Raw genomic sequence first — 20,136 nt, 5'->3', positions numbered from 1 at the left:
TGGCGCCCCTGCCTCGAAGGCCGCTCGAACGCGGCCGCACGCGGGCACTCCGCCCCGCCGCACGGAGCGCCCCCGACCCCGCCGATTTCAAAGGCAGAAACCCTATCACTGACAGCTCGATTATCGCTGAAAGTGCTAAAGTCGGGCCATGACGCTCCGAGAACGACGCCTGCGCGAGCAGGCCCAGCGCCACCGCCTGATCCTCACCACGGCCCGCGAGATGGCCGAGGCCGAAGGCTGGGACTACGTCACCACGCGGCGTCTCGCGGACCGTATCGAATACAGCCAGCCCGTGCTGTACCAGCACTTCAAGAACAAGGACGCCATCGTCCACGCGGTCGCGCTGGAGGGTCTCGCCGAACTCGCGGCCGAGCTGCGCGCCGCCCGCCTGGGCACGCCGGACCCGCGCGGCGCCCTGGACGCGGTGGCCCGCGCCTACGTCGACTTCGCCGCGCGCGGACCCGTCCTCTACCAGGCCATGCTCACCCTCGACCCGGGAGACGACGGCACCCCCGAGGAGACCCCCGGCACCGGGGACGCACCGGCGCCGCTCGCGGACGTCCTCGCCGAGATCGGCCTCGCCGTCGCACCCGTCGCCGCCGGCCGCGACGGCGATCTGCTGGCCGAGGTCCTGTGGAGCGCCTGGCACGGTCTGGCCGTCCTGACCGGGGGAGGCCGGCTGCGCCCGGGCCTCACCGGCCGGCGGCTGGCCGCGCTCACCGAGGTTCTCCTCGGCCCCGCCGCCCAGCCCGCCTGACGGACGGACAGGACGGGCGGGCGGGACGGACACGCCTGACCCGACGGACGCGACCGGCACACGCCCACGGGCCCCGACCGCGGGCGCGCCCCGGCCCCGCGCGCCCCGGTCCCGCATGCCTGGTGGGCCCGGAGCCGGGCAGGCTCGCCGTCAGCCCCGCCCGGCCGTACGCCGGTCGAGGAGCGCGCCCGTTCGGGGCCTGCCGGTTCGGGGGCATTCCCGGGCCGGGGCGTGGTGGTTCAGACCGGGGTCCTGGCCGTCTCGGCCTGCTGCTCCGGCTCGGCGGGTCCGGCTCCGGCGGGCTCGTTCAGCCGCTTGCCGAGCAGTACGAACAGCAGGATGAGGCCGACCGTGAGCAGGGTGTGCCCCAGGCCCGCGGTGAGCGGGACCGCCTCGGGCACGTGGTCGCCGAGCACGGTCTCGGTGCCGTGCACGAACATCATGGCGACGGTGATCGCGATGCCCGCGTTGTAGAACCAGAAGAAGTACGTGAACAGTTTCGTCCCGGACAGCCCGAACTGCTTGTCCAGGGCGAGGACGATGAGGAACCCCATCATGCCCAGCGCGAGGAGGTGGGTGTGCATGAGCGCCAGCTGGGTGTCACCGTCGAAGTCTTTGGCTTTGGTGAACTCCCGGTAGTACAGACCGGAGATCACTCCCAGGATCATGTAGACGTGTGCCGCGTAATACGACTTCCGCATCCCCGTGCTCGCTCCCTGCTGGTCATTGCCGGTCAATTCAGGCCTTCACGGGGGCCATTGAAGCACTCCGGCGTGAGCCCTTCGCCCGTTTTCGGAGATCGTTCGAGCCCGCCTCCAGCGGGTCTCGAGGGCCTCTGCGAAGTCCCGGGCCACGCTGGGGCGTCGAGGTTCGTCCCCCGCAGAACGAGAGGCATCCGCATGAGGCACTCCCGTACGGTCGCGGCCGTCGCCGCGGTCACCGGACTGGTCCTGGCCGCCGCGGGCGCGGCGAGCGCCCAGGTCACGCCCGGGCCCGTCACCCCGCCGTCGCCGCGCGACCCGGAGGAGGCGGTATGAAGCACCCCCGCGGCGCCACGGGCGTCGCCGCCGCCGTCGCGGCCACCGGGCTCGTCCTGGCCGCCGCGGGCGCGGCACCCGCGCAGCCGCGCACCGGCCCGGAGCGCATCACCTCACGCGCACAGCTGGCCCGCGACATCGCCGGCGCGGTGGCCCGGGAACAGGCCGCCGCGAGCTCGCCGTTGTCCCCGGCGGCGCGGGGACTGAGCGTCGACGTCCCGGCCGTGCTGCCGTGCTGACGCGGGGCCCCGCCCGCCCGGACGCGGCCGCCGCCGGGCGGCAGCCCGCGCTCCCGGCCCCCGCCGGGACGGACCCCCGCGTCAGCTGGTGTCCCAGCGGTGCGGCGCACGCGCCGGAGTCGCTGGTCCTGGGCGTGCGTTCCGGCCTCGACGGAGAGGTGACCTACCTCGCCGAGGCGGTCCCGGCCGCCGCGGTGCTCGACCAGATCCCCGAGGACATCGAACCGCGCCGGATCCTGCGGTTCGCCTCGCACTGCGTCGCCGGCTGCGCCAACCGCCGGGGCGGCGACTGCACCCTGGTGGAACGGGTGGTGGCGGCCTACCCGGCGCCGGCGGGCGGTGCGGTGCCGCGCTGCCATCTGCGGGCCGGCTGCCAGTGGTGGGCGCAGGCCGGTGTCGACGGCTGCCGCCGCTGCCCGGCACTGGCCACCCGCCACCACACCGACGACGAACTGGCCTCCCTGGTCGCCGACCCGGACGTCACCCCCGAACAACTCGCCGCCTGGACCGCCGCCCGCCCGGCCTGACACCCGCCCCGGCCCGCCCACGGCCGCGGGGACACCGCGGGCGGCGGGCGGTACGACGGACACCGCCGCCCGGGACCGCGACGGGCGCCCGCGTCGGAGCCGGACCGGTGCCCGGCTCCGCCCGACCGGGACACAACACGGCCTCGCAGGAAGCGCGTTGACGACACGTGGCGGACCGGTCCGGTGCGGTCCGTACGGTGGTCGGCCCCGGCGCCGCCGCGTGGCCCCGCCACGGCCCGGGAGACCGACCAGCTTCCACGGACCACGACGCGGCTTCGCGGGCCCTGCGGGCGACACCCGCGCGCGGCGCAGGCGCGACGCGCGGCGCGGCCGGACAGTCGGACGGCCGTCCGGCGGACGTCGGGTGTGCACGCCGTCGGTCTCCCGCCCGGTCCGGTGTCTCGCCACTCTGCCCCAACACCGCTTCCTGGAAAGGGCGTTGGTGTCCGTGTCGCACCGGCGCGGCACACGGGGCGGTCGGCCGCGGTCGCGGCCTCCTCACGGTACGGGTCGGGGGACGGTGTCGCGGGAGACGAGCGCGGTGAAGGCGGGGCGGCGCAGTGCCTCGGCGAGCGACGTGCGCCAGTGGGGGAGCCCGGGCAGGCCGGCCGCGGCCCGGCGGGCGTGGCCCAGAACGCTGGACGCGGGGCGGCGCGCCGGACGGGCGAAGGCCGCCGACGTGGTCGGGCGCACCCGGTCGGGATCCAGCCCGCTGAGTTCGTACGCGGCCCGGGCCAGGCCGTACCAGGTCGTGCGGCCGGCGGCGGTGGCGTGGTAGACGCCCGGCTCGGCCCCGCCCGCGCGGCCGAGCGCGACCAGCAGCCCGGCCAGGTCGTGGGTCCAGGTGGGCTGCCCGTACTGGTCGTCGACGACGTCGACGGTGTCCCTGCGGGCGGCGAGAGCAAGGACGGTGGAGACGAAGTTCGGTCCGTGTTCGCCGTACAGCCAGGCGGTGCGCACGATGTAGCCGGTGTCCGGAAGGAGTTCGGCGACCGCGCGTTCGCCCGCCAGTTTGCTGCGGCCGTAGGCGTTGACCGGGCCGGTCGGGGCCGACTCGGGACAGGGTTCGGTGCCGGTTCCGGGCAGCACGTAGTCGCTGGAGACGTGCAGCAGCCGGGCGCCGGTGCGGCGGCAGGCGAGGGCCAGGTGACGTACGCCCGTGCCGTTGACGGCGGTCGCGGCGGCCTCGGCCCGCTCGGCGCCGTCGACGTCCGTCCAGGCGGCGCAGTTGACCACCACGTCGTGGCCGGTGACCGCGGCACGGACGGCCCGCGGATCGGTGATGTCGAGGCGGGCCCGGTCGAGCGCGGTGACCCGGCCGCCGGCCAGCCGCGCCCGCACCTCGCGGCCCAGCGCCCCGCCGCCCCCGGTGACCAGCCACCGCGTCATCCACCCCTCCTCGCGTCCACACCACCCTCCACCGGACCACACCGCACCGCACCGCACCGCCCGGCGGCACACCGCACCGCACCGCCCGGTGGCACGCTGCTGGGCGCCGGCGTGGTTCAGGTGGCGGGGAGGGGCTGGGCCGGCCGGGCGGCGGAGGGCCGGTGCGGGGCGGCGGTCAGCGAGCGCACCTGGGTGCTGCACAGCGCCGCCGCGGTCGCGCACACCACCAGCGCGGCCCCGCCCAGCAGCGCGCCGCCGGTCCCGGCGTGCGCGGCGACGGGACCCGCGGCCATCTCGCCCACCGGCAGGGCCACGAACGAGCCCAGCGCGTCGTAGGAGTACACGCGGGCCAGCCGGTCGGCGGGGATGTTCTCCTGCAGGGACACGTCCCAGGCCACCCCGAACTGTTCCAGCGCGACGCCGTTGGCGAACATCGCCGCGCCCAGCAGCAGCGCCCCGCCGCCCTGGGCCAGTACCACCAGCGGCAGCGCCTCCACCGCCACCGCCGCCACCCCCACCAGCAGCATCCGCCGGGCCCGGGACCGCGCCGCGAACACCCCGCCCAGCAGGGCCCCGGCCATCTGCGCGGCCAGCACCGCGCCCCACGCACCGCGCCCGAACGTGGCGTCGGCGACGGCCGGTCCCAGCACCTGCACACCGCCCGCGACCACGGCGTTGACGACCATGAACTGTGCCACCACGATCCACACCCAGCGGCGCGCGGTGAACTCCCGCCAGCCCGCCCGCAGTTCCCGCAGCGGGCGGGTGCGGCCCGGCGCGGGCGTGCCGGGGTCCGCGGTGCGTACGCCCAGGAAGCACCAGGCCGCCGCGCCGAACGCGGCCGCGCTGCAGGCCAGTCCCCAGCCGGCTCCCCACCCGGCGGCGACCGCGCCGCCCAGCGACACTCCCGCGATCATGCCGAGGTTGGTGCCCATCCGCATCAGCGCACCCGCCGGGCGGATCAGGCCGGCCGGCACGGTCTGCGGGGTCAGCGCGGCGGAGGCGGGCAGCGACAGTGCCGCCAGCGCGCCGTTGAGGACGCTGAGCACGGTCAGCAGCGGAAGGGAGGTGAGGCCCAGCAGCACGCTCACCGCGACCGCCGTCTGCGTCCCGCACGCGGCCAGCGCGGAGCCCCGTACGACCAGGGTGCGCCGGATGCGGTCGGCGACGACCCCGCCGGCCGGCAGCAGTGCCACGTTGGCCACCGAGCGGGCTCCGACGACCAGGCCCAGCGCGGTGGCCGAGCCGGAGGTGTCCAGGACGGCGAAGGCCAGGACGACGGGGGCCATCGCGTTGGCGCAGTACACCAGTGCCCGTCCGGCGGCCAGCCGGCGGAAGGGGCGGTGGCCGAGCGGACCGCGCGGACGCGGGGCGTGGCCGGGCGCGGCGGTGGCGGGTTCCATGGCGGGTTCTCCCTAGCGGCGGGGCAGGACGGTGAAGTGCACCCGGGAGACGCTCATGCCCAGGTCCTGTACGGCGAAGGGGCAGAAGTAGTAGGCCTGCGGGGTGGCCTGGGGGGCGAGGTCGAGGGTGAACTCGGCGTGGGCGCGGCGTCCGGCGACGGCGTCGACGCGGCGCAGTACGGGGCCCACCCGGGCGTCGAGGTAGAGCGGCAGCACGATGCCCAGGTTGAGGGTGCCGTCGCGGGGGGCCACCGCCTCCACGACCACGTGCAAGGTGCTGCCGGCGGCCGCCTCGGCGGGTGCCTTCACGTGCAGTTCGACGGCGCCGGTGTGGGCGTTGGCGACGTCGCCGCAGCGCGCGCACACCGTCTGGACGGTGTCGGCGATCGCCGGGACCCGGCCCTGGCGGCGGTAGGAGCGCAGCGGCCGGCCGCAGGCGCACGGGGTGTCGAGCGCGCGGGGGGTCCCGGCGGTGCTGCGTTCGCCGAAGTAGGTGGGGAAGGCGAGGGCGGGGTCGTCGTGGTGCTTGGCGAAGCGGTGGGCCAGCGCGAGGTCGAGGGACTTGGTCTCGGCGGCGATCGCGGCCAGGGCCGGGCCGGCGTCGGGCGCGGAGCGGGCCACGGTGCGCACCGCGTCGCGCAGCACGGTGTCCGCCAGGGCCCGCAGCCGGGGGCGCAGCGGGTAGTCGGGGCCCAGCAGTCCGCTGTCGAGCAGGCCCGAGAGGCGGGCGCCGAGCCGGTGCAGTGGCGGGTGGGGGGCGGCCGTGCCGGGCTCGGTGCCGGTTCCGGCGGTGTCCGCGGGCGCCTCCGGGGTTGCCTCCCGGGCACGGTCGGCGGCGGTGGCTGTGCGGGTGCCGGCCGCGGTGCCGGTGCCGGCGGGGGAGTGGGGGCGGGCGGGGTCGAGGGCGGAGGACTGCAGGCCGGTCTGGACGAACGCCGGGTAGGGGTTGATGTCGTGCAGGCGGTGGTTCATGGCGAGCGCGGCGCTGCCGGCGGCCTCGGCGGCGGTGAGCCAGGCCAGGTTCTCGGGGCGTTGTCCGTCGCAGGCGGTGAGGGTGGCGATGACGGTCTGCGCGGGCCCGTCGAGCGCGTCGAGGAGGATGAGGTACTTCGGGTCGTACATCGCGTGGCCGGCGAGGGCGCCGCTGAAGCAGTTGGCCAGGACCAGTTCGGCGGTGCGGATGCCGCGGGCGGGGATGAGTTTGTCCTGCGGTTTGGTGCAGCCCAGGCCGTAGGCGCAGCGGGGGCCGGGCATGCCGGGCGCGGGCGCGGCGGGGCTGGCTCCGCACAGGGTGAACCGGCCGAGGTTGAGCTGGTCGTCCTTGCCGTTGCCGTGGAAGAGGACCCGCCGCCACACGCGGCCGAGCGCGATCTGCTGGACGTCGAGGCGGTGGACGTCGTCGGCGCCGAGCCACACGTCGGCCTGCGGTGCGGGGGCGGCGGTGTCGAGTTCGGACAGGACACCGACGGGGGCGTGCGGGACGACGCGGGCGTACTGCTTGGCCGCCGTCCAGCTGAGGCTGTGCAGGTCGCGTCCGGTCAGCAGGGACAGAGGGCGGCCGGTGGCGTGGGCGGCGTCGAGGACGTGCTGCACGGCGTCGGCGCGCAGGTGGGCGTACTCGCCGACCAGCAGCACCGATCCGGTGCCGGGCAGGTCGTCCGGGCTGTTCACCCAGTGCCGGGCCAGCGGGCGGATCAGCGCGTTCAGCGCGGCGGGCAGCGGGCCGCCGGTCATGACGCCGGTGTCGCGGGGCTCGGGGGTGCGCAGGCCGCTGTAGACGTCCTCGGCCAGGGCGATGCCGTCCAGCAGGTCGGTGCGGGGGCCGGTGAACACCGGCAGGGGGCCCCGGCCGCGGGCCACGGCCCGGGTGTAGTCGTCGAGCGAGGTGTACGCCGCGAACAGCGGGCCCTGCCCGGTCCCGGCCGCGGGCCCGGCGTGCGCGGCGGCCGGGGTGTTCACGGCGTCCGAAGTGCCGCCGGGGGCGGCCGAGCGGGCGGGTCCGGGGGCGGCGGGGGCGTTGGCGGGGGCCCGACCGCCGCTGAGGGTACGGGTGTTCGCGGGGCCGGAGCCGGGGCCGGCGGGGGCGTCGGCGGGGGCCGAAGTGCCGGGGCGGGCCGGTGCGGTGAGGGCGGGGGCGGTGTTCACGGGTGGTCCACCTTCAGCTCGAAGTGGTCGAGGACGGCCCGCATGCGCTGTTCGACCTGCTCGGCGGTGGCGCCCTCGACATGGACGTAGCCGGTGGAGGCGTGGGAGGCGCGGGGCGGGTCGAGGACGTCGCCGGGAGCGGCGTCCAGGTGGGCGCCGATGACACCGGGCAGCCGCAGCAGTTCCTCCTCGGAGCTGATGTGGACCACGCGGCCGGGCCGGGTGGGCAGGAGCAGGTCGCCGACCGCCCGGTCGCGGGTGTAGACGGGTTGCGGGACGCGGTCGAGGTAGGTGTCGAGGATGACGTGCAGGAAGTCGAACCCGTAGGCGAGGGAGTGGTTCACGGGGACTTCGCAGCCGCTGAGGCGGGCGGCGACCTCGCTCATGCGGAAGGAGCCGTCGTCGGTGAGGAAGAACTCGCCGTGCAGATAGCCGAAGGGCAGTTCCAGGCCGTCGGTGAGCCGCTGGGCCAGGGCCCGCGCGTCGACGGGGAGCGGTTCGCCGGGCGCGTAGGTGATGTTGGCGTTGATCGCGCCGTCGAGGACCTCCAGGATGGGGCGGGGGTTCTTCGACAGGTAGGCGTCCACGACCCGGCCGCGGGCGACGACGGCGCACAGCTGGAACTCGCGGCCGTGGACGAACTCCTCGGCCATCCAGTCGAGTCGGGGGTCGAGCGGCGGGATCGCGGCGAGCGCGGCGCGGGAGTCCACCCGGTAGGTGTGCAGGCAGGAGTCGGAGTCGACGGGCTTGAGGACGACCGGCCAGCCGTGTGTGTCGCCGAACGCGGCGACGTCGTCGAGGCTCTCCACGGCGCGGTAGGCGGCGTGCGGGATGCCGAGCTCGGCATAGCGGTCCTTCATGGTCTTCTTGTTGCGCACCCACGCTACTTGACGGGGCGTCAGGTGTGGCAGGTCGACGAGGGCGGCGAACCGCTGGGCGCGGTCCTGCAGGGCCTCGTTGGGGTTGCAGAAGAACCGCGGCCGGGGCAGGCCCCGGGTGCCCTTCATCCAGCGCAGGTAGCGGGCGGCCTCCTCGTGCGGGGGAGCGGCGGTGCGCAGGGTGAAGGTGGGCAGGTGCGCGGTGCGCCGCAGGTGGTCCTCGTCCAGCGGCACGGAGTCGAAGCGCAGCAGGACGACGTCCACGTCGTCGCGGGCGAGGACGCTGTCGGTGAAGGTGGCCCGGCGGCTCTCGACGAGCAGGACGGCGGGGCGGGCGGGTGTGCTGGGCATGGCGGTCTCCTGGGTTGGGGCGGACGGTCGCGGGCCGGCGGGGCGGTGCGGGCGGGGGCGTCAGCCGATGACCCGGGTGGCGCCGTCGAGGCGGCCGGGGCGGGTGCGCCGCAGGTCGCGGACGAGGTTGACGCGCTTGAGCCAGCGGTCGGACCCGTCGAAGCCGGCGCTGAAGGGGCGCCGCCCGTGCACCACGTTGCGGTTGTCGAGGAAGCAGACGGCGCCGGTGGGCACCAGCACGTCGGTGAGGTTGGCGTCCAGGTGCGCCACCAGCCAGGCCAGGGCCCGTCCGGCCTCCTCGTCGCCGGGCAGCGCGGTGAAGAAGTCCCGGTCGATGCGGAGCACCGGCCGGTCGCGGTGGCCCGACAGGACGGCGACCGGCTCGGCCGCGGGAGTGTCGGCGCTGAACTCGTGGGAGGTGTCGGGCCGGGCGGCGAACCTCGGCTGGGCCAGCACCGCGCGCACCGCGGCGGGCACCCGGCGCGCGTCGATGTGCGCGACGGTGGTGGGCACCCGGCCCGGGTTGCGCAGCGCGAACAGGCCGACCCAGTCCGCCCGGTGGGGGGAGAAGGCGTCCTCGGTGTGCCAGGCCAGTTCCCGTGCGCTGGAGGCGGAGACGAGGCTGTGCTCGTAGCCCCGGCTGGGCAGGATGTCGGTCACCAGCCGGCCGGCCTGCTGGGTGGCCCAGCCGGTGATGTCGCCGAGCAGCGCCGCGTACAGCACCAGCAGGCAGCCGTGGACCTGGCTCGCCCCGGTGTCGGCCGTGCTCCAGTGGTGGGGGGTGGGGCCCAGGGCCGCCTGGTCGACGAGGTGGCCGCGGACCAGGGTGGCGTGGGTGTTCTCGTCGCGGCGCGCGGAGTTGAGGTGGCGGCGCACCGCGAGCGGCAGCTCGTGGGCGATCACCGGGGCCTCGTCGAGGAACCGGGGGTCGTCGGCGGCCTTGAACGTCTCGGCGCAGGCCGCGGCCAGCACGTGGGCCGCGCGGGCCTCGCGGGCGGTCAGGTCGAGCACGTGGTGGCGGGGGTCGCCGGCCTGCTCCGGGACGGGCAGGGGCCCCGGGCGGGCGGCGGCCGGGCGGGCGGAGGAGACGGAACGGACGGAACGGGCGGGGGCGTTGACGGTCATGGCGGGTCCCTTACGGCTACGGGCGCGGGTGGGGTGGGCGCTTGCGGGGCGGGGCCGGTTCAGCGGGTGGTCTGCAGATGGTCCAGGCACAGTTCGTACAGGTCCTCGGCGTGGGTCTCGTGCCAGCCCTCGGGAGCGGGCACGCAGGCCGGCCACAGGGCGTGCCGGTCGCGGTCGTCGGACAGGACGACGAAGGTGGCGTACTCGTCGGCGAAGGGATCGTCGGCGGGCGGCCCGCCGAGGACGGTCAGCCGGCCGTCGGCGTCGATGCGGGCGGCACGGCCGGTGCGCCACATCAGGGCGGTCCCCGCGCCGGGGCCGGCCAGCGGGTCGGGCAGGAAACGCTCACCGGTGGCCGCGGGGTCCCCGGTGTAGCCGCGGGCGACCCCGACGCCCGCGATGTACAGGCTCCCGGTGCGGCCGTCCCCGGCGGGCCGCAGGTGCGCGTCCAGGACGTAGGCGCGGTGGCCGGGGGCGGGCCGGGGTCCGGCGGGGGTGTGCTCGACGCGCAGCCGGCCCTCCGGCCAGCCGCCGGGCACGCTCAGCGCGAGGTCCCCGGCGTCGGCAGCGGCAGCGGCAGCGGCAGTGGCGGCGTCACCGCCGAGCAGCACGCTCGCTCCGCAGCCGCGCAGCCGCTCCAGGACGGCGTCGGGCGCGGCGCCGTCCGGCGGGGCGGCGGGCAGGTGGACACGGGCGCCGCCGACCAGGGCCGCGAGCAGGCCGAGCGCGGTGTCCGCGTCCGGGTAACCGGCCGTCAGCCAGGCCGCGTCGGCGGCCGGGGCGAGAGTGGCGGCGACGACGCTCTCGGGACCGATCTCCACCAGCGCGCCCGCCGGACCGCCCGCCCCCGCCGTGCCGGTGGCGTCGCGGGTGGCGGGGGCCAGCACCACCGGGTGCGCGGGGTGCGCGGTGTGCGGGGGGCGCACGGGCCGGGCCGGGGTGGCGGGCAGCAGGTCCGCGGCCGGGTCGCGGACCAGCCGGGCGGCGCCGGGCACGGGCGGCAGGGCCCGGTCGGCGGCCTCGTCGAGGAGCAGGACGGCCGGCCGGGCGAGGGCGGGCAGGGCGCGGGCCGGGTCGAGGGGCAGGCAGGCGGCGCCGGTCTTGGCGATGGCGAGGACGGCGACCGCGAAGCCGGTCGGGGAGGCGACCGCGGTCGCCACCGCGGTGCCGGGGCCGGCCCGGTGCGCGAGCAGCGCGTGGGCGAGCAGGTCGGAACGGGCGTCCAGTTCGGCGTAGTCCATGCCCGCCAGGGCCGGCGCGCCGGGGGTACGGGCGGCCTGGGCGGCGAACAGGTCGGCGACGCCGGCCTCCGGCAGGTCCAGGGCCGGCCCCGCCCACCGCCGCACACCGTCGGACGGTGAACCGGGCGCGGTGCGCAGCCTGCTCAGCACGGTGGCGGGAGCGTCCGCGGCGGCTTCGAGCAACGCGGTCAGCAGACCGGTCAGACGGGCGGCGGCCGCCTCCCCGACACTGCCGTGGTCGAAGGCGGCGCTGACGGTGATGCCGGCCGGCGCACCGGCCGGGGTCTGCCGCTCGGTCAGGGTCAGATCGAGACCGGCGTCCTGCGCGGGGAGTTGCGGCGGCACCGCCTGCACGGTCAGCCCGGCCGCCTCGTACTCGGCGCAGCTCTCCGCCAGGACACTCAGCGCGATCCCGCCGGGCCGGGCCAGCGCCGCACCGCCGTCGCGGTAGGCGGCGAGGTCGGCGGCGCGCACCCGCCGCAGCAGTTCGGTGAAGGCCGGGTCGCCCGAGGTGTCCACCGACAGGGCCAGCACCCGCCCGTAGGGGCCCACCGCGCGGCGCAGAGCGGCGCTGTCGCGGGCCGGTACCGGCGCGGCCAGGGTGACGACGTCCCCCGCGCCGAGCCGGGCGAGCAGGGCCGCGAGCGCGGCGTGCACCACCATGAACAGGGTGACGCCCTGCTCGGCGGCCAGCCGGACCAGCCGCTCGTGCAGGCCCGCGTCCCAGTCCAGGCCGAGACGGCCGCCGTCCCGCCCGCCGGCCGGAGTGGGCCCGCTGCCCGGAACCACGGTGGGCGCGAGATCACCGGCCAGCGCCCGCGGAGCCGCCTCCGGCGCGCCGCCGTCCCGGTGCGGGGCGCCGCCGGTGGCCCGCGCCCCGTAGGCCAGGGCCAGTTCGGCGGCCAGCGGGGTGTGCGACCACAGGTCGACCAGACCGGCCGGCAGCGTGAGCTCCAGCAGATGGTCGTCGGCGGCCGGCGTGCGCAGCCGGGTGCCCGCCGACCCCAGCCGGCTGTTGCGCAGCGCCTCGTGACGGCGCCCCAGATCGCCCAGCGCCTCCTCCAGCGCCCGAACGCTCAAAGCGCCGCGCAGCCGCAGCGGCAGCACCGCGCAGCCCTCCCCGGCACCGGCCCGGCCGGGCCCGGTGGCGTCGGCCGGCCCGTCACCCACGAGAGCGGCGAACAGCGCGGGCGTGGGTGCCTCGTACAGGGCACGGCTGCCCGGGTCGGCACCCAGCACCGCCCGCGCCCGGGCCAGCAGCCGGGCCGCGGCCAGCGAATGCCCGCCGATCCGGAAGAAGTCGGAGTCGGCGTGGACCGTGCGCCGCGGCACCCCGATCACCTCGGCGAACAGATCCCGCACGATCTCCTGCAGCGGGGTGCCCGGCGGCGTACCGGGCCGGTCGGCACTGAACGCGGGCGCCGGCAGCGCGGCCCGGTCCACCTTGCTGTTGGCGTTCAGCGGCAGCGCCGCCAGCGTCATCAGCGCCGACGGGATCATGTAGTCCGGCAACCGCTCCTGCAGATGGGCACGCAGGACGACCTCGGTGTCGACGGTGCCGCGGAAGGCGGTCGGAGTGTTCGCACAGTCCCCGGCCGCCACCACGGGCGCCGCGTACACACCGGTCAGCGGACCGGCCGGCACCTGGCCCGGGTCGACGAAGACGACGTCCAGGAGCCGGCCCTCCTCGGCCGACCAGGTCGGCAGGGCCCGGTAGCCGGCCCGCTCCCCGGCCGCGCACAGCTCCTCCGGGTCGGGCGCGCCGCCGCCGTCGGCCAGCAGCGCCGCCGCACCGGCCGCCCCCGCCGCACCCTCGCGCAGCGCGCGCATCGCCGCCCACTCGCCGTGCACCCGCCGGTTGGGCACCCCGGCCAGCCGCACGGCGGCCGGCCGCCGCGCCCGCAGACACGCCTCCACATCCGCCGCCGAGACGGCCTCACGCCCCCACACCAGACGGGGAGCACCGGAGAGGTCCGCCACCGGGGCGGCGGTCGACAGGACCGCCTCGTAGCGGTAGCGGGTCAGCTCGTTGTGCGCACCGCCGCGCTTGACCCGTACGTCCACCGCGCGCACCGCGGGCAGTTCACGCGCCCACGCCGCGAACAGGGCCGGGGAGAGCAGCAGTTCGGTCTCCAGCGCCACCCGCTGCTCCACCGCACGCCACACGTCCGCGCCGTCGGCCGGCTCCGGCCGCCCGGCCCGCGTGGCGAGTTCGACCCCGGTCTGCAGACAGGACGCCAGGTCGAGGTTGCGCACATCGCCCAGGAGCACCGAACCGCCGGGCGCGAGCAGCGGCAGCACCCCCTCCACGACGGTGCGCAGATACGCCAGCCGGGGGAAGTACTGCAGGACCGAGTTGACGACGACGGTGTCGAAGTACCCGACGGGCAGCCCCTCCAGGTCGTCGGCGCCGCGGCAGCTCAGCCGCACCTTGCCGCGCAGCCGCTCGTCCGCCCCGGTCTGCGCCCGCAGTGCCTCGATGACCGAGGCGGAGAAGTCGGTCGCCCAGTACTCCTCGCACTCCGGCTCACCGGCCAGCCGCGCCATCAGCAGACCGGTGCCGACACCGATCTCCAGGACGCGCCGCCCGCCGAGCTCACGGACCCGCTCCACCGTCGCCGCCCGCCACTGCCGCATCTCCTCCAGCGCAATGGGACGGGCGTCGTAACTGCTGTTCCAGCCCGCGAAGTTCTCCCCGTACGCGGCCTCGCCGGCGTCGTCGTAGAGCGTCTCGTAGATCTCCTTCCACTCGGTGAGCTGCTCGCTCTCGCGTGCCGCCACCCGCCGCACGGCCGGCACCACATGCGCCACCAGACGCCGCTCCCCGCCCCCGCCGCCCCCGGCACTCCCGTCGTACCCGCCGCCCCTGCCGCGCCCGGTGTCCTCGCCGGGCTCGGCGGTGGTGTGCACCGACACGACCGCCTCGGACACTGCCGGGTGCGCGGTCAGCACGGACTCGATCTCACCCAGCTCGATACGGAAACCGCGCAGCTTGACCTGGTTGTCGACCCGGCCGGTGAACTCCATCGCCCCGTCCTCGCGCAGCCGCACCAGATCGCCCGTGCGGTACAGCAGTCCGCCGCCGGGGGTGAAACGGTCCTCGACGAACCGCTGCGCGGTCAGCTCGGGCCGGTCCAGGTAGCCGGTGGCCAGGCCCGGCCCGCCCAGCAGGAGTTCACCGACACCGCCCGGCGCGGCCGGGCTGCCGTCCGCGCTCACCACGACGGCGACGGTGGCACCCAGCGGCCGCCCGATCGGCACGGTCCGCGCGTCCGGCGCGACGCCGGTCACCTCGTGCCAGGTGGCGAACGTGGTGGTCTCGGTCGGCCCGTACACGTGCAGCAGCCGCCCCGGCCCGCCGGCCGCCAGGACCTGCCGCACCCGGCGCGGGTCGCAGGCCTCGCCGCCGAACAGGACGGTGCGCAGCGGGGCGAAGGCGCCGGGCCGCTCGCGGGCGATCTGGTGGAACAGCGCGGTGGTCAGGAAGACGGTGCTCACCTCGTGCTCGCGGACCGCGGCGGCGAAACGGGCCGGGTCGACGACGGTGGCCTTGGCCAGCCCGACCAGCCGGGCACCGGCGGCGAGAGTGGACCAGATCTCGAAGGTGACCGCGTCGAAGGCGGGGTTGGCGGCCTGGGCGACCACGTCGTCCGGCGTCAGACGCACGTAGTCGGTGGAGGCCACCAGGTCGAGGACGGCGCGGTGCGGGACGACGACGCCCTTGGGGGTGCCGGTGGTCCCGGAGGTGTAGCAGACGTAGGCCGCGTCCCCGGGCGCCGGCCGCACGGCCGGCAGGTCCGCGGGCCGGGCCGCGATCGGGCCCGCGTCCGCGTCCAGGTCGACGGCGACCGCGTCCAGCCCCGCGTACCCACCGGCCCCGCCGCCCTCGGTCAGCACGGCGCGGGCCGCGCTGTCCCGCACGATCAGCCGGCGGCGCAGCTCCGGATGGTCCGGGTCCACCGGCACGTACGCCGCGCCCGCCCGCACCACGGCGAGGAACGCGGTCACCAGGTGCGGGCCCGGCCCGAGCGCGGTCACCACCCGGTCCCCGGGAGCGACCCCCAGCGCCCCCAGATGAGCGGCGAGACGGTTGGCCGCCGCGCTCAGCTCCCGGTAGGTGAGCGAGACGCCGCGGCCGTCGGCCGAGGGGTAGGTGACGGCGGTCGCCTCGGGCCGCGTACGGACGTGCTGCTCGATCAGGCCGGAGAGTGACATACGGGCTCGCTCCTTCGACAGCGGCTCGGAAGGACGGACGGCTCCGCCTTGGCAAAACCTTGCCAAGAGGTTGGCAACAAGATCTTGAGAGCGTGTCTCGCACTGCTGGAGCACCGCTGGAGCCCCTGCCGGGGGCCGTCAGGGACGGCCGCCGGGGCCGCCGGCCGCCGGGACGCGCGGGAATGCCGGGGCGGGAGGGACGTCCGGGCGGGCGGGTCCGGCGGGCCCGAGCCGGCATCCCCCGCTAGACGTCCCGCCAGCCGGGTTCGAGGCGGTCGAGGAGGGCGTGGAAGGCCGCGCCGGCCCGGTCCCAGTCGCCGGTGGTCAGGGGGGCCATGAGCAAGCCGAAGGTCGCGTCGAGCAGGAGGGTGGCCTCCGTGCGGGCCCGGGCCTCGGTCATGCCCAGATCGCGGAAGGCGGCGGTGAGCAGGCGCATCCACTCGCTCATCGCGTTGCGCATGACCGGCCCGTACCGGTCGGGGTGGAGCAGGCTGACGGCCATGATCTCGAGATAGAGGGGGAGCGTGGCGCGCAGCTCGGGAGAGCTGAACTGCCGCCAGGTCTCCTCCATGAAGCGGCGCATCCCCGCCGCGTCCCGGGGCGAGGTGGCGGAGCGGAGCAGCCGGTGGGCGCGCAGCAGCGGCCGCCTCTCGTACACGGCGAGTGCCTCGGCGACCATGCGTTCCTTGCTGCCGAAGTAGTACAGCAGCATGCGGTCGCTGGTCCCCAGGTCCCGGGCGAGCGGGCGCAGGGACAGGTCGGCCAGGCCGTTGCGGACGATGTAGGCGCGGACCCGGTCCAGGAGGTCGCGTCGTTTGGCCGGGTCGGGCGGCCGTGACATGAGGGGCTCCCACCTGCGGTCGTGCGGGGTCCGGACACACCCCGCTCGTCCGTTTGATCAACTTATGTCCAGGTATTTACCGTAGCGCACGCTACATGTATATTTATGGATGTAGCGTGCGCTACGTGAATGTGGGATCTGGCAGCTGCCCACCCCGGTCGTCGACAGGCCTCGGCCGCCCGGCAGCGATCACCGCCAGCCGTACGGAAGGGACTGATTCCCATGGCCGCCTGGGCCGTCGACCTCGCCTCGATCTCGTACCTGGGGTTCTTCGCCCGGTTCTCCCGGAATCGGACCGAGGGGCCCGCGCGGAAAGCCGCCACGGACCGCGCCCAGGACGTCGATCCGGCGCCGGAGGCCGCGCCCACCTCATGGCTCGCCCGGAGCCAGGCCCTGTGGTCGCGCTCCCTGGAGCCCCTGCGGCCGCTCGACGCGCCGCGCGCCCGGGCCACCGCCCGGGACGCCTCCTGGCCCCTGTCGCGGGAGCTGACCTCGGTCCGCCGGGCCCGGCGGATGGCGACCGCCCAGCTGAGCGAGTGGGACCTGGAGGAGCTGGCCGACACCACCGAGCTCCTGGTCAGCGAACTGGTCACCAACGCCCTGCGCCACACCCGCGGCCCGCTGCGGCTCAACCTGTACGCGCGCGGCTCCCACCTGCGGTGCGAGGTCGAGGACACCGAGTCCACCGGCCCCGTACGCCGCTTCGTCGACGCCGACGCGGAGAGCGGGCGCGGCACGGAACTGCTCGACCTGCTCACCGAGACCTGGGGCAGCACCCGCACGGCCACCGGCAAGACCATGTGGTTCGAGATACCCGCACCGACGTCCTGACCGACCCGGGGGCCGAGGAGCGGGCCAGGGGAGGGGGCAGGGGCAAGGGGAGAGGGAGCGCCGGGGTGCTCCCGGCCCGGGTGCGGCGGGTGCTCCCCGGGGGCGGGCCTCGGCGGCGCCCCCGGGTCCGGGCCCCGTCTCCAGCCGTTCTCGTGCGATTCTGCGGCGGGCCCCGGCACGGTGCCTCCAGCGGGCCGGGGCGCCACGACCCGCTCCCGCGGTCCTGTGGTCCCGGGGCCCTGTAGTCCCGCGGCGTGTCCGACGTGCCCGACCCGCCGTCTCCCGGCCTTCGCCGGCACCCCGGCCCACGCGCCCTCACCGCTTCGCCCTGCCTCGCTCCACCCGCCTCGCCCGCGCCGGCGGGCCGCAAGGTCCGGCCCGTCCGCCCCGGCGGGGCTCGACCGTCGCACCCGAGTGTGGTCGAGGACCGCGCGAGGCCCCGCTGGCATGCTCCAGGGCAGCTCACCGCACCACCGCGGTGAGAACCCCGCCGCCTGTGGAGGCTGACATGGGTATCCGCGACACGAAGAACGCGATCGACAACTCCGACAACCCGGAGGAGCTGGCGCAGACGAACATCAGCGTCGAGGAGGAGGACGCCTTCGACTCCCCGAAGACGATCATGAACCAGATTTCCAACGCCTGACACGCCAGACGGCTCCGCCCGGCCGGAACGCCCGCACTCAGCCGAGCGCTCCGGCCGGCGCCCGGACACCGAAGAAACCAGAGCCCTGGGGGTCGGGTTGAACACGTCGCTCGTGGACACTCTGCGCGGCGAGGGAATCTTCGCCGACGCATGGAACAAGGAATTCAGGATCCTCCGCGGCGCGGTCGATCCCGCCGGCCACCTCTCCTCCGCCTTCATCGAACAGAAGCTGGACGCCAGCCTGCTGCGCTGGCCCTACTTCTCGGTGCTGCGCCACGGAGCCGTACCGCCGGAAAGCGCCTACACCCGCTCCCGGGACGTCATCGGGCACCAGCGCCCCGGCTTCCCCGACGCCGCGGCGGTCCGCCGGCTGATGTCGGCCGGCGGCACCCTCAAGCTCAACCAGCTCTCCGACTGGCACCGCCCCACCCGCACCGTCGTCGAACAGCTGCAGGCCGCCGCCGCGGTCGCGGTGGCCTCCTACGTCTTCTGGACCCCGCCCGAGAGCCGCGGCATGCTCCCGCACCGAGACGCCTCCCACGTCGTGGCCCTCCAGCTCGAAGGCCGCAAGGAATGGCAGCTGTACGCGGGTTCGCAGCAGGTCCGCGCGGACGCCGGCCTCGACGTCGACACCGCCCACCCCACCCACACCTTCGTCCTGGAACCCGGTGACGTGCTCTACCTCCCGCACGGCTGGCCCCACGACGCCGTCGCCCGCGACGGCGACTCCCTCCACCTCACCTTCACCCTCACCGAACCCACCCCCGACGACCTCCTCGAGGCGCTCGGCCGCCACCTCCTGGACGCGGACCCCGACCTCGCCCACCGCTTCCACACCACCACCCTCGAACAGCGCACCGAGCGTGTCCGCACCGCCCTGCTCGCCCACACCCGCCGCCTCGGCGACGACACCTGGGCGCAGGCCGCCCTCACCGCCATGCGGGAGGTGACGGGATGACCACCGCCCAGGAGCGCCGGCCCACCCCGGACACCGCAGGAACCGTCAACGCCCGCTCCGCACAGCCCACTTCGGCCGCGCAGACCACCGGGGCCGCATCGGACGACGCCGTCCCGGCCCCCCGGATCACCCTGAAGGACCTGGTCGGCGACACCGACGCGTTCTTCCGCGACCACTGGGCCGCCCAGCCCGCCGTCTTCCGCGCCTCGGCCGACCTGACCGGCCTGATCACCGAGCAGGAGATGTGGGAGGAGGTGGACTGCGGGCTGCTGATCCGCCCCTACTTCACCGCCTTCGACGAAGGCGTGCGCACCGCCGTCTCCGAGATGACCCGCTCGCGCACCGTCGTCGGCCACCACGTCCCCGGCTACATCAACCCCGCCCAGATCAAGGCGGACTTCGCGGCCGGCGGCACCTTCAAGTTCAGCCAGCCCGAACACTGGCACCCCCGCCTGCGCGCCCTCGTACAGGCCCTGGCACCCGAATTCCGCGCCGAACTCGAGTCGTTCGTCTTCCTCAGCCCGCCCGGCAAGACCGCCATCGCCGCCCACATGGACGGCTCCCACGTCCTCGTCCTTCAGATCGCCGGCGTCAAGGACTGGGTGGTGGGCAGACTCGACGAGACCTCCACCAGCGACTCCGACCGCTACACCGGCGGCGTCATCCCCTACGACCGGCGCATGGAGGTCACCCTGCGCCCCGGCGACGTGCTCTACATGCCGCACGGCACCCCGCACTCCGCCACCGCCCGCATCGGCACCTCACTCCACATCGCCGTCACCATCGAGGAACCCACCCCCCGGGACCTCGCCGACGTCTTCCTCGCCGAACTCCTCGGCCTGCCCGAGTTCGAGGCCCTCACCCGCGGCCACCACGAACTGTCCCTGGCCGAACGCCTCACCCGGCTGCGCGCCCTGCTCACCCGCACCCTCGGCGCGGCGGACGAGACCCAGGTGCTCGAACAGGCCGTACGGCTCAAGGCCAGGCACCTCGGATGAGACCGGTGCTGCGCCCGGCGACCGTCCTGCGCCCGGTGACCTCCGCGGACCTCGACCGGTTCGACACGGAGTTCGCCGGGCCCGACGGACCGGGCCCCTACCAGTGGTTCGGGCACACGCCCACCCTGCGGCTGCGGGGACTGCTCGACGAGCGAGGCCTGCTCGGCGGTGACGAGAACATGCTGTCCGTCACCGTCGACGACACCCTCGCCGGACGCGTCGAGTGGTTCCGCCGCGCGTGGGGACGCGTGGAGACCTCCGCCTGCTGGGAGATCGCTATCGGCCTGTTCGCCGCCCACCGCGGCCAGGGCATCGGAACCCAGGCGCAGCGCCTGCTCGTCGACTACCTCTTCACCCACACCCGGGCCGAACGCGTCCAGGTGTGCACCGACGCCGACAACCTCGCCGAGCAACGCGCCGCGGAGAAGGCCGGCTTCGTGCGGGAGGGCCGGATCCGCCGCGCCCAGTGGCGCGCCGGCGCCTGGCACGACCAACTCCTCTACTCCGCCCTGCGCCCCGGCCCGCCCGCCCCCTGACCCGGACACCGACCCGGTG

Annotated in this window: 17 protein-coding genes; 9 read left to right on the top strand and 8 right to left on the bottom strand. The window is 75.8% G+C overall.

Annotated elements, in window-relative coordinates:
- The first annotated feature begins 148 nt into the window (after positions 1-148).
- Positions 149-757, top strand: coding sequence for a TetR/AcrR family transcriptional regulator (locus OG776_RS00705; RefSeq protein WP_148014848.1), 609 nt, complete (start codon positions 149-151; stop codon positions 755-757).
- A gap of 239 nt (positions 758-996) precedes the next feature.
- Here the strand turns inward: OG776_RS00705 and OG776_RS00700 are convergent, their stop codons facing one another.
- A complete protein-coding gene (locus tag OG776_RS00700) occupies positions 997-1,458 on the bottom strand; it encodes a DUF2871 domain-containing protein (RefSeq protein ID WP_148014847.1) in 462 nt (153 codons plus the stop codon).
- Between the two features lie 198 nt (positions 1,459-1,656).
- Between OG776_RS00700 and OG776_RS00695 the strand changes: the two genes are divergently transcribed.
- From OG776_RS00695 to OG776_RS00685, 3 genes are read left to right on the top strand one after another with little or no spacing between them, the layout of a single operon-like run.
- Complete coding sequence (locus tag OG776_RS00695; protein WP_187286124.1) at positions 1,657-1,794, top strand: hypothetical protein; 138 nt, start codon at positions 1,657-1,659, stop codon at positions 1,792-1,794.
- Entirely contained in the window at positions 1,791-2,033 is a 243-nt protein-coding gene (locus OG776_RS00690; RefSeq protein ID WP_148014846.1) for a hypothetical protein, read from the top strand. Before OG776_RS00695 ends, OG776_RS00690 begins: the two co-directional genes overlap by 4 nt.
- Positions 2,027-2,560 carry a hypothetical protein gene (locus OG776_RS00685; protein WP_261995108.1) on the top strand — a complete coding sequence of 178 codons (534 nt, stop codon included), beginning with the start codon at positions 2,027-2,029 and terminating at the stop codon, positions 2,558-2,560. Before OG776_RS00690 ends, OG776_RS00685 begins: the two co-directional genes overlap by 7 nt.
- 498 nt (positions 2,561-3,058) lie before the next feature.
- Here the strand turns inward: OG776_RS00685 and rfbD are convergent, their stop codons facing one another.
- From rfbD to OG776_RS00650, 7 genes are all read right to left on the bottom strand, one after another.
- Entirely contained in the window at positions 3,059-3,949 is an 891-nt protein-coding gene (rfbD, locus tag OG776_RS00680; protein ID WP_329318125.1) for a dTDP-4-dehydrorhamnose reductase, read from the bottom strand.
- Positions 3,950-4,065: 116 nt separating this feature from the next.
- Positions 4,066-5,352, bottom strand: a complete 1,287-nt coding sequence (locus tag OG776_RS00675) for an MFS transporter (RefSeq protein WP_148014850.1) — start codon at positions 5,350-5,352, stop codon at positions 4,066-4,068.
- A gap of 12 nt (positions 5,353-5,364) precedes the next feature.
- The gene (locus tag OG776_RS00670) at positions 5,365-7,497 is read right to left on the bottom strand and encodes a hypothetical protein (RefSeq protein ID WP_329318122.1); all 2,133 of its coding nucleotides are present in this window, start codon (positions 7,495-7,497) and stop codon (positions 5,365-5,367) included.
- The gene (locus OG776_RS00665; RefSeq protein WP_329318120.1) at positions 7,494-8,726 is read right to left on the bottom strand and encodes an ATP-grasp domain-containing protein; all 1,233 of its coding nucleotides are present in this window, start codon (positions 8,724-8,726) and stop codon (positions 7,494-7,496) included. Before OG776_RS00665 ends, OG776_RS00670 begins: the two co-directional genes overlap by 4 nt.
- Before the next feature lie 60 nt (positions 8,727-8,786).
- A complete protein-coding gene (gene gntD / locus OG776_RS00660) occupies positions 8,787-9,851 on the bottom strand; it encodes a guanitoxin biosynthesis L-enduracididine beta-hydroxylase GntD (RefSeq protein WP_329318118.1) in 1,065 nt (354 codons plus the stop codon).
- 59 nt (positions 9,852-9,910) lie between these two features.
- Complete coding sequence (locus OG776_RS00655; RefSeq protein ID WP_329318116.1) at positions 9,911-15,307, bottom strand: non-ribosomal peptide synthetase; 5,397 nt, start codon at positions 15,305-15,307, stop codon at positions 9,911-9,913.
- 244 nt (positions 15,308-15,551) lie between these two features.
- Positions 15,552-16,148 carry a TetR/AcrR family transcriptional regulator gene (locus OG776_RS00650; RefSeq protein ID WP_329318114.1) on the bottom strand — a complete coding sequence of 199 codons (597 nt, stop codon included), beginning with the start codon at positions 16,146-16,148 and terminating at the stop codon, positions 15,552-15,554.
- A 222-nt stretch (positions 16,149-16,370) separates the two neighbouring features.
- Between OG776_RS00650 and OG776_RS00645 the strand changes: the two genes are divergently transcribed.
- From OG776_RS00645 to OG776_RS00625, 5 genes are all read left to right on the top strand, one after another.
- Positions 16,371-16,979, top strand: coding sequence for an ATP-binding protein (locus tag OG776_RS00645; protein ID WP_329318112.1), 609 nt, complete (start codon positions 16,371-16,373; stop codon positions 16,977-16,979).
- Positions 16,980-17,487: 508 nt separating this feature from the next.
- Positions 17,488-17,625, top strand: coding sequence for a hypothetical protein (locus tag OG776_RS00640; protein WP_187286077.1), 138 nt, complete (start codon positions 17,488-17,490; stop codon positions 17,623-17,625).
- Positions 17,626-17,737: 112 nt separating this feature from the next.
- Positions 17,738-18,583 (top strand): JmjC domain-containing protein, encoded by an 846-nt coding sequence (locus OG776_RS00635; protein WP_329318109.1) that lies wholly within the window; start codon positions 17,738-17,740, stop codon positions 18,581-18,583.
- The gene (locus tag OG776_RS00630; RefSeq protein ID WP_329318107.1) at positions 18,580-19,581 is read left to right on the top strand and encodes a JmjC domain-containing protein; all 1,002 of its coding nucleotides are present in this window, start codon (positions 18,580-18,582) and stop codon (positions 19,579-19,581) included. The genes OG776_RS00635 and OG776_RS00630 overlap by 4 nt, the downstream gene beginning before the upstream one ends.
- Entirely contained in the window at positions 19,578-20,117 is a 540-nt protein-coding gene (locus OG776_RS00625) for a GNAT family N-acetyltransferase (RefSeq protein WP_329318105.1), read from the top strand. Before OG776_RS00630 ends, OG776_RS00625 begins: the two co-directional genes overlap by 4 nt.
- Positions 20,118-20,136: the final 19 nt, after the last annotated feature.

It is taken from the genome of Streptomyces sp. NBC_01689, assembly GCF_036250675.1.
GTDB lineage: Bacteria > Actinomycetota > Actinomycetes > Streptomycetales > Streptomycetaceae > Streptomyces.
Note: the sequence above shows the minus strand (reverse complement) of the source record. Positions and strands in the feature narration are given on the sequence as shown.

Bases quoted from the DNA above. Each gene is read 5' to 3' on its own strand.
- OG776_RS00705 (WP_148014848.1), top strand. From the start codon at position 149: ATGACGCTCCGAGAACGACGCCTGCGCGAGCAGGCCCAGCGCCACCGC.
- OG776_RS00700 (WP_148014847.1), bottom strand. From the start codon at position 1,458: ATGCGGAAGTCGTATTACGCGGCACACGTCTACATGATCCTGGGAGTG.
- OG776_RS00695 (WP_187286124.1), top strand. From the start codon at position 1,657: ATGAGGCACTCCCGTACGGTCGCGGCCGTCGCCGCGGTCACCGGACTG.
- OG776_RS00690 (WP_148014846.1), top strand. From the start codon at position 1,791: ATGAAGCACCCCCGCGGCGCCACGGGCGTCGCCGCCGCCGTCGCGGCC.
- rfbD (WP_329318125.1), bottom strand. From the start codon at position 3,949: ATGACGCGGTGGCTGGTCACCGGGGGCGGCGGGGCGCTGGGCCGCGAG.
- OG776_RS00675 (WP_148014850.1), bottom strand. From the start codon at position 5,352: ATGGAACCCGCCACCGCCGCGCCCGGCCACGCCCCGCGTCCGCGCGGT.
- OG776_RS00665 (WP_329318120.1), bottom strand. From the start codon at position 8,726: ATGCCCAGCACACCCGCCCGCCCCGCCGTCCTGCTCGTCGAGAGCCGC.
- gntD (WP_329318118.1), bottom strand. From the start codon at position 9,851: ATGACCGTCAACGCCCCCGCCCGTTCCGTCCGTTCCGTCTCCTCCGCC.
- OG776_RS00655 (WP_329318116.1), bottom strand. From the start codon at position 15,307: ATGTCACTCTCCGGCCTGATCGAGCAGCACGTCCGTACGCGGCCCGAG.
- OG776_RS00650 (WP_329318114.1), bottom strand. From the start codon at position 16,148: ATGTCACGGCCGCCCGACCCGGCCAAACGACGCGACCTCCTGGACCGG.
- OG776_RS00645 (WP_329318112.1), top strand. From the start codon at position 16,371: ATGGCCGCCTGGGCCGTCGACCTCGCCTCGATCTCGTACCTGGGGTTC.
- OG776_RS00640 (WP_187286077.1), top strand. From the start codon at position 17,488: ATGGGTATCCGCGACACGAAGAACGCGATCGACAACTCCGACAACCCG.
- OG776_RS00630 (WP_329318107.1), top strand. From the start codon at position 18,580: ATGACCACCGCCCAGGAGCGCCGGCCCACCCCGGACACCGCAGGAACC.
- OG776_RS00625 (WP_329318105.1), top strand. From the start codon at position 19,578: ATGAGACCGGTGCTGCGCCCGGCGACCGTCCTGCGCCCGGTGACCTCC.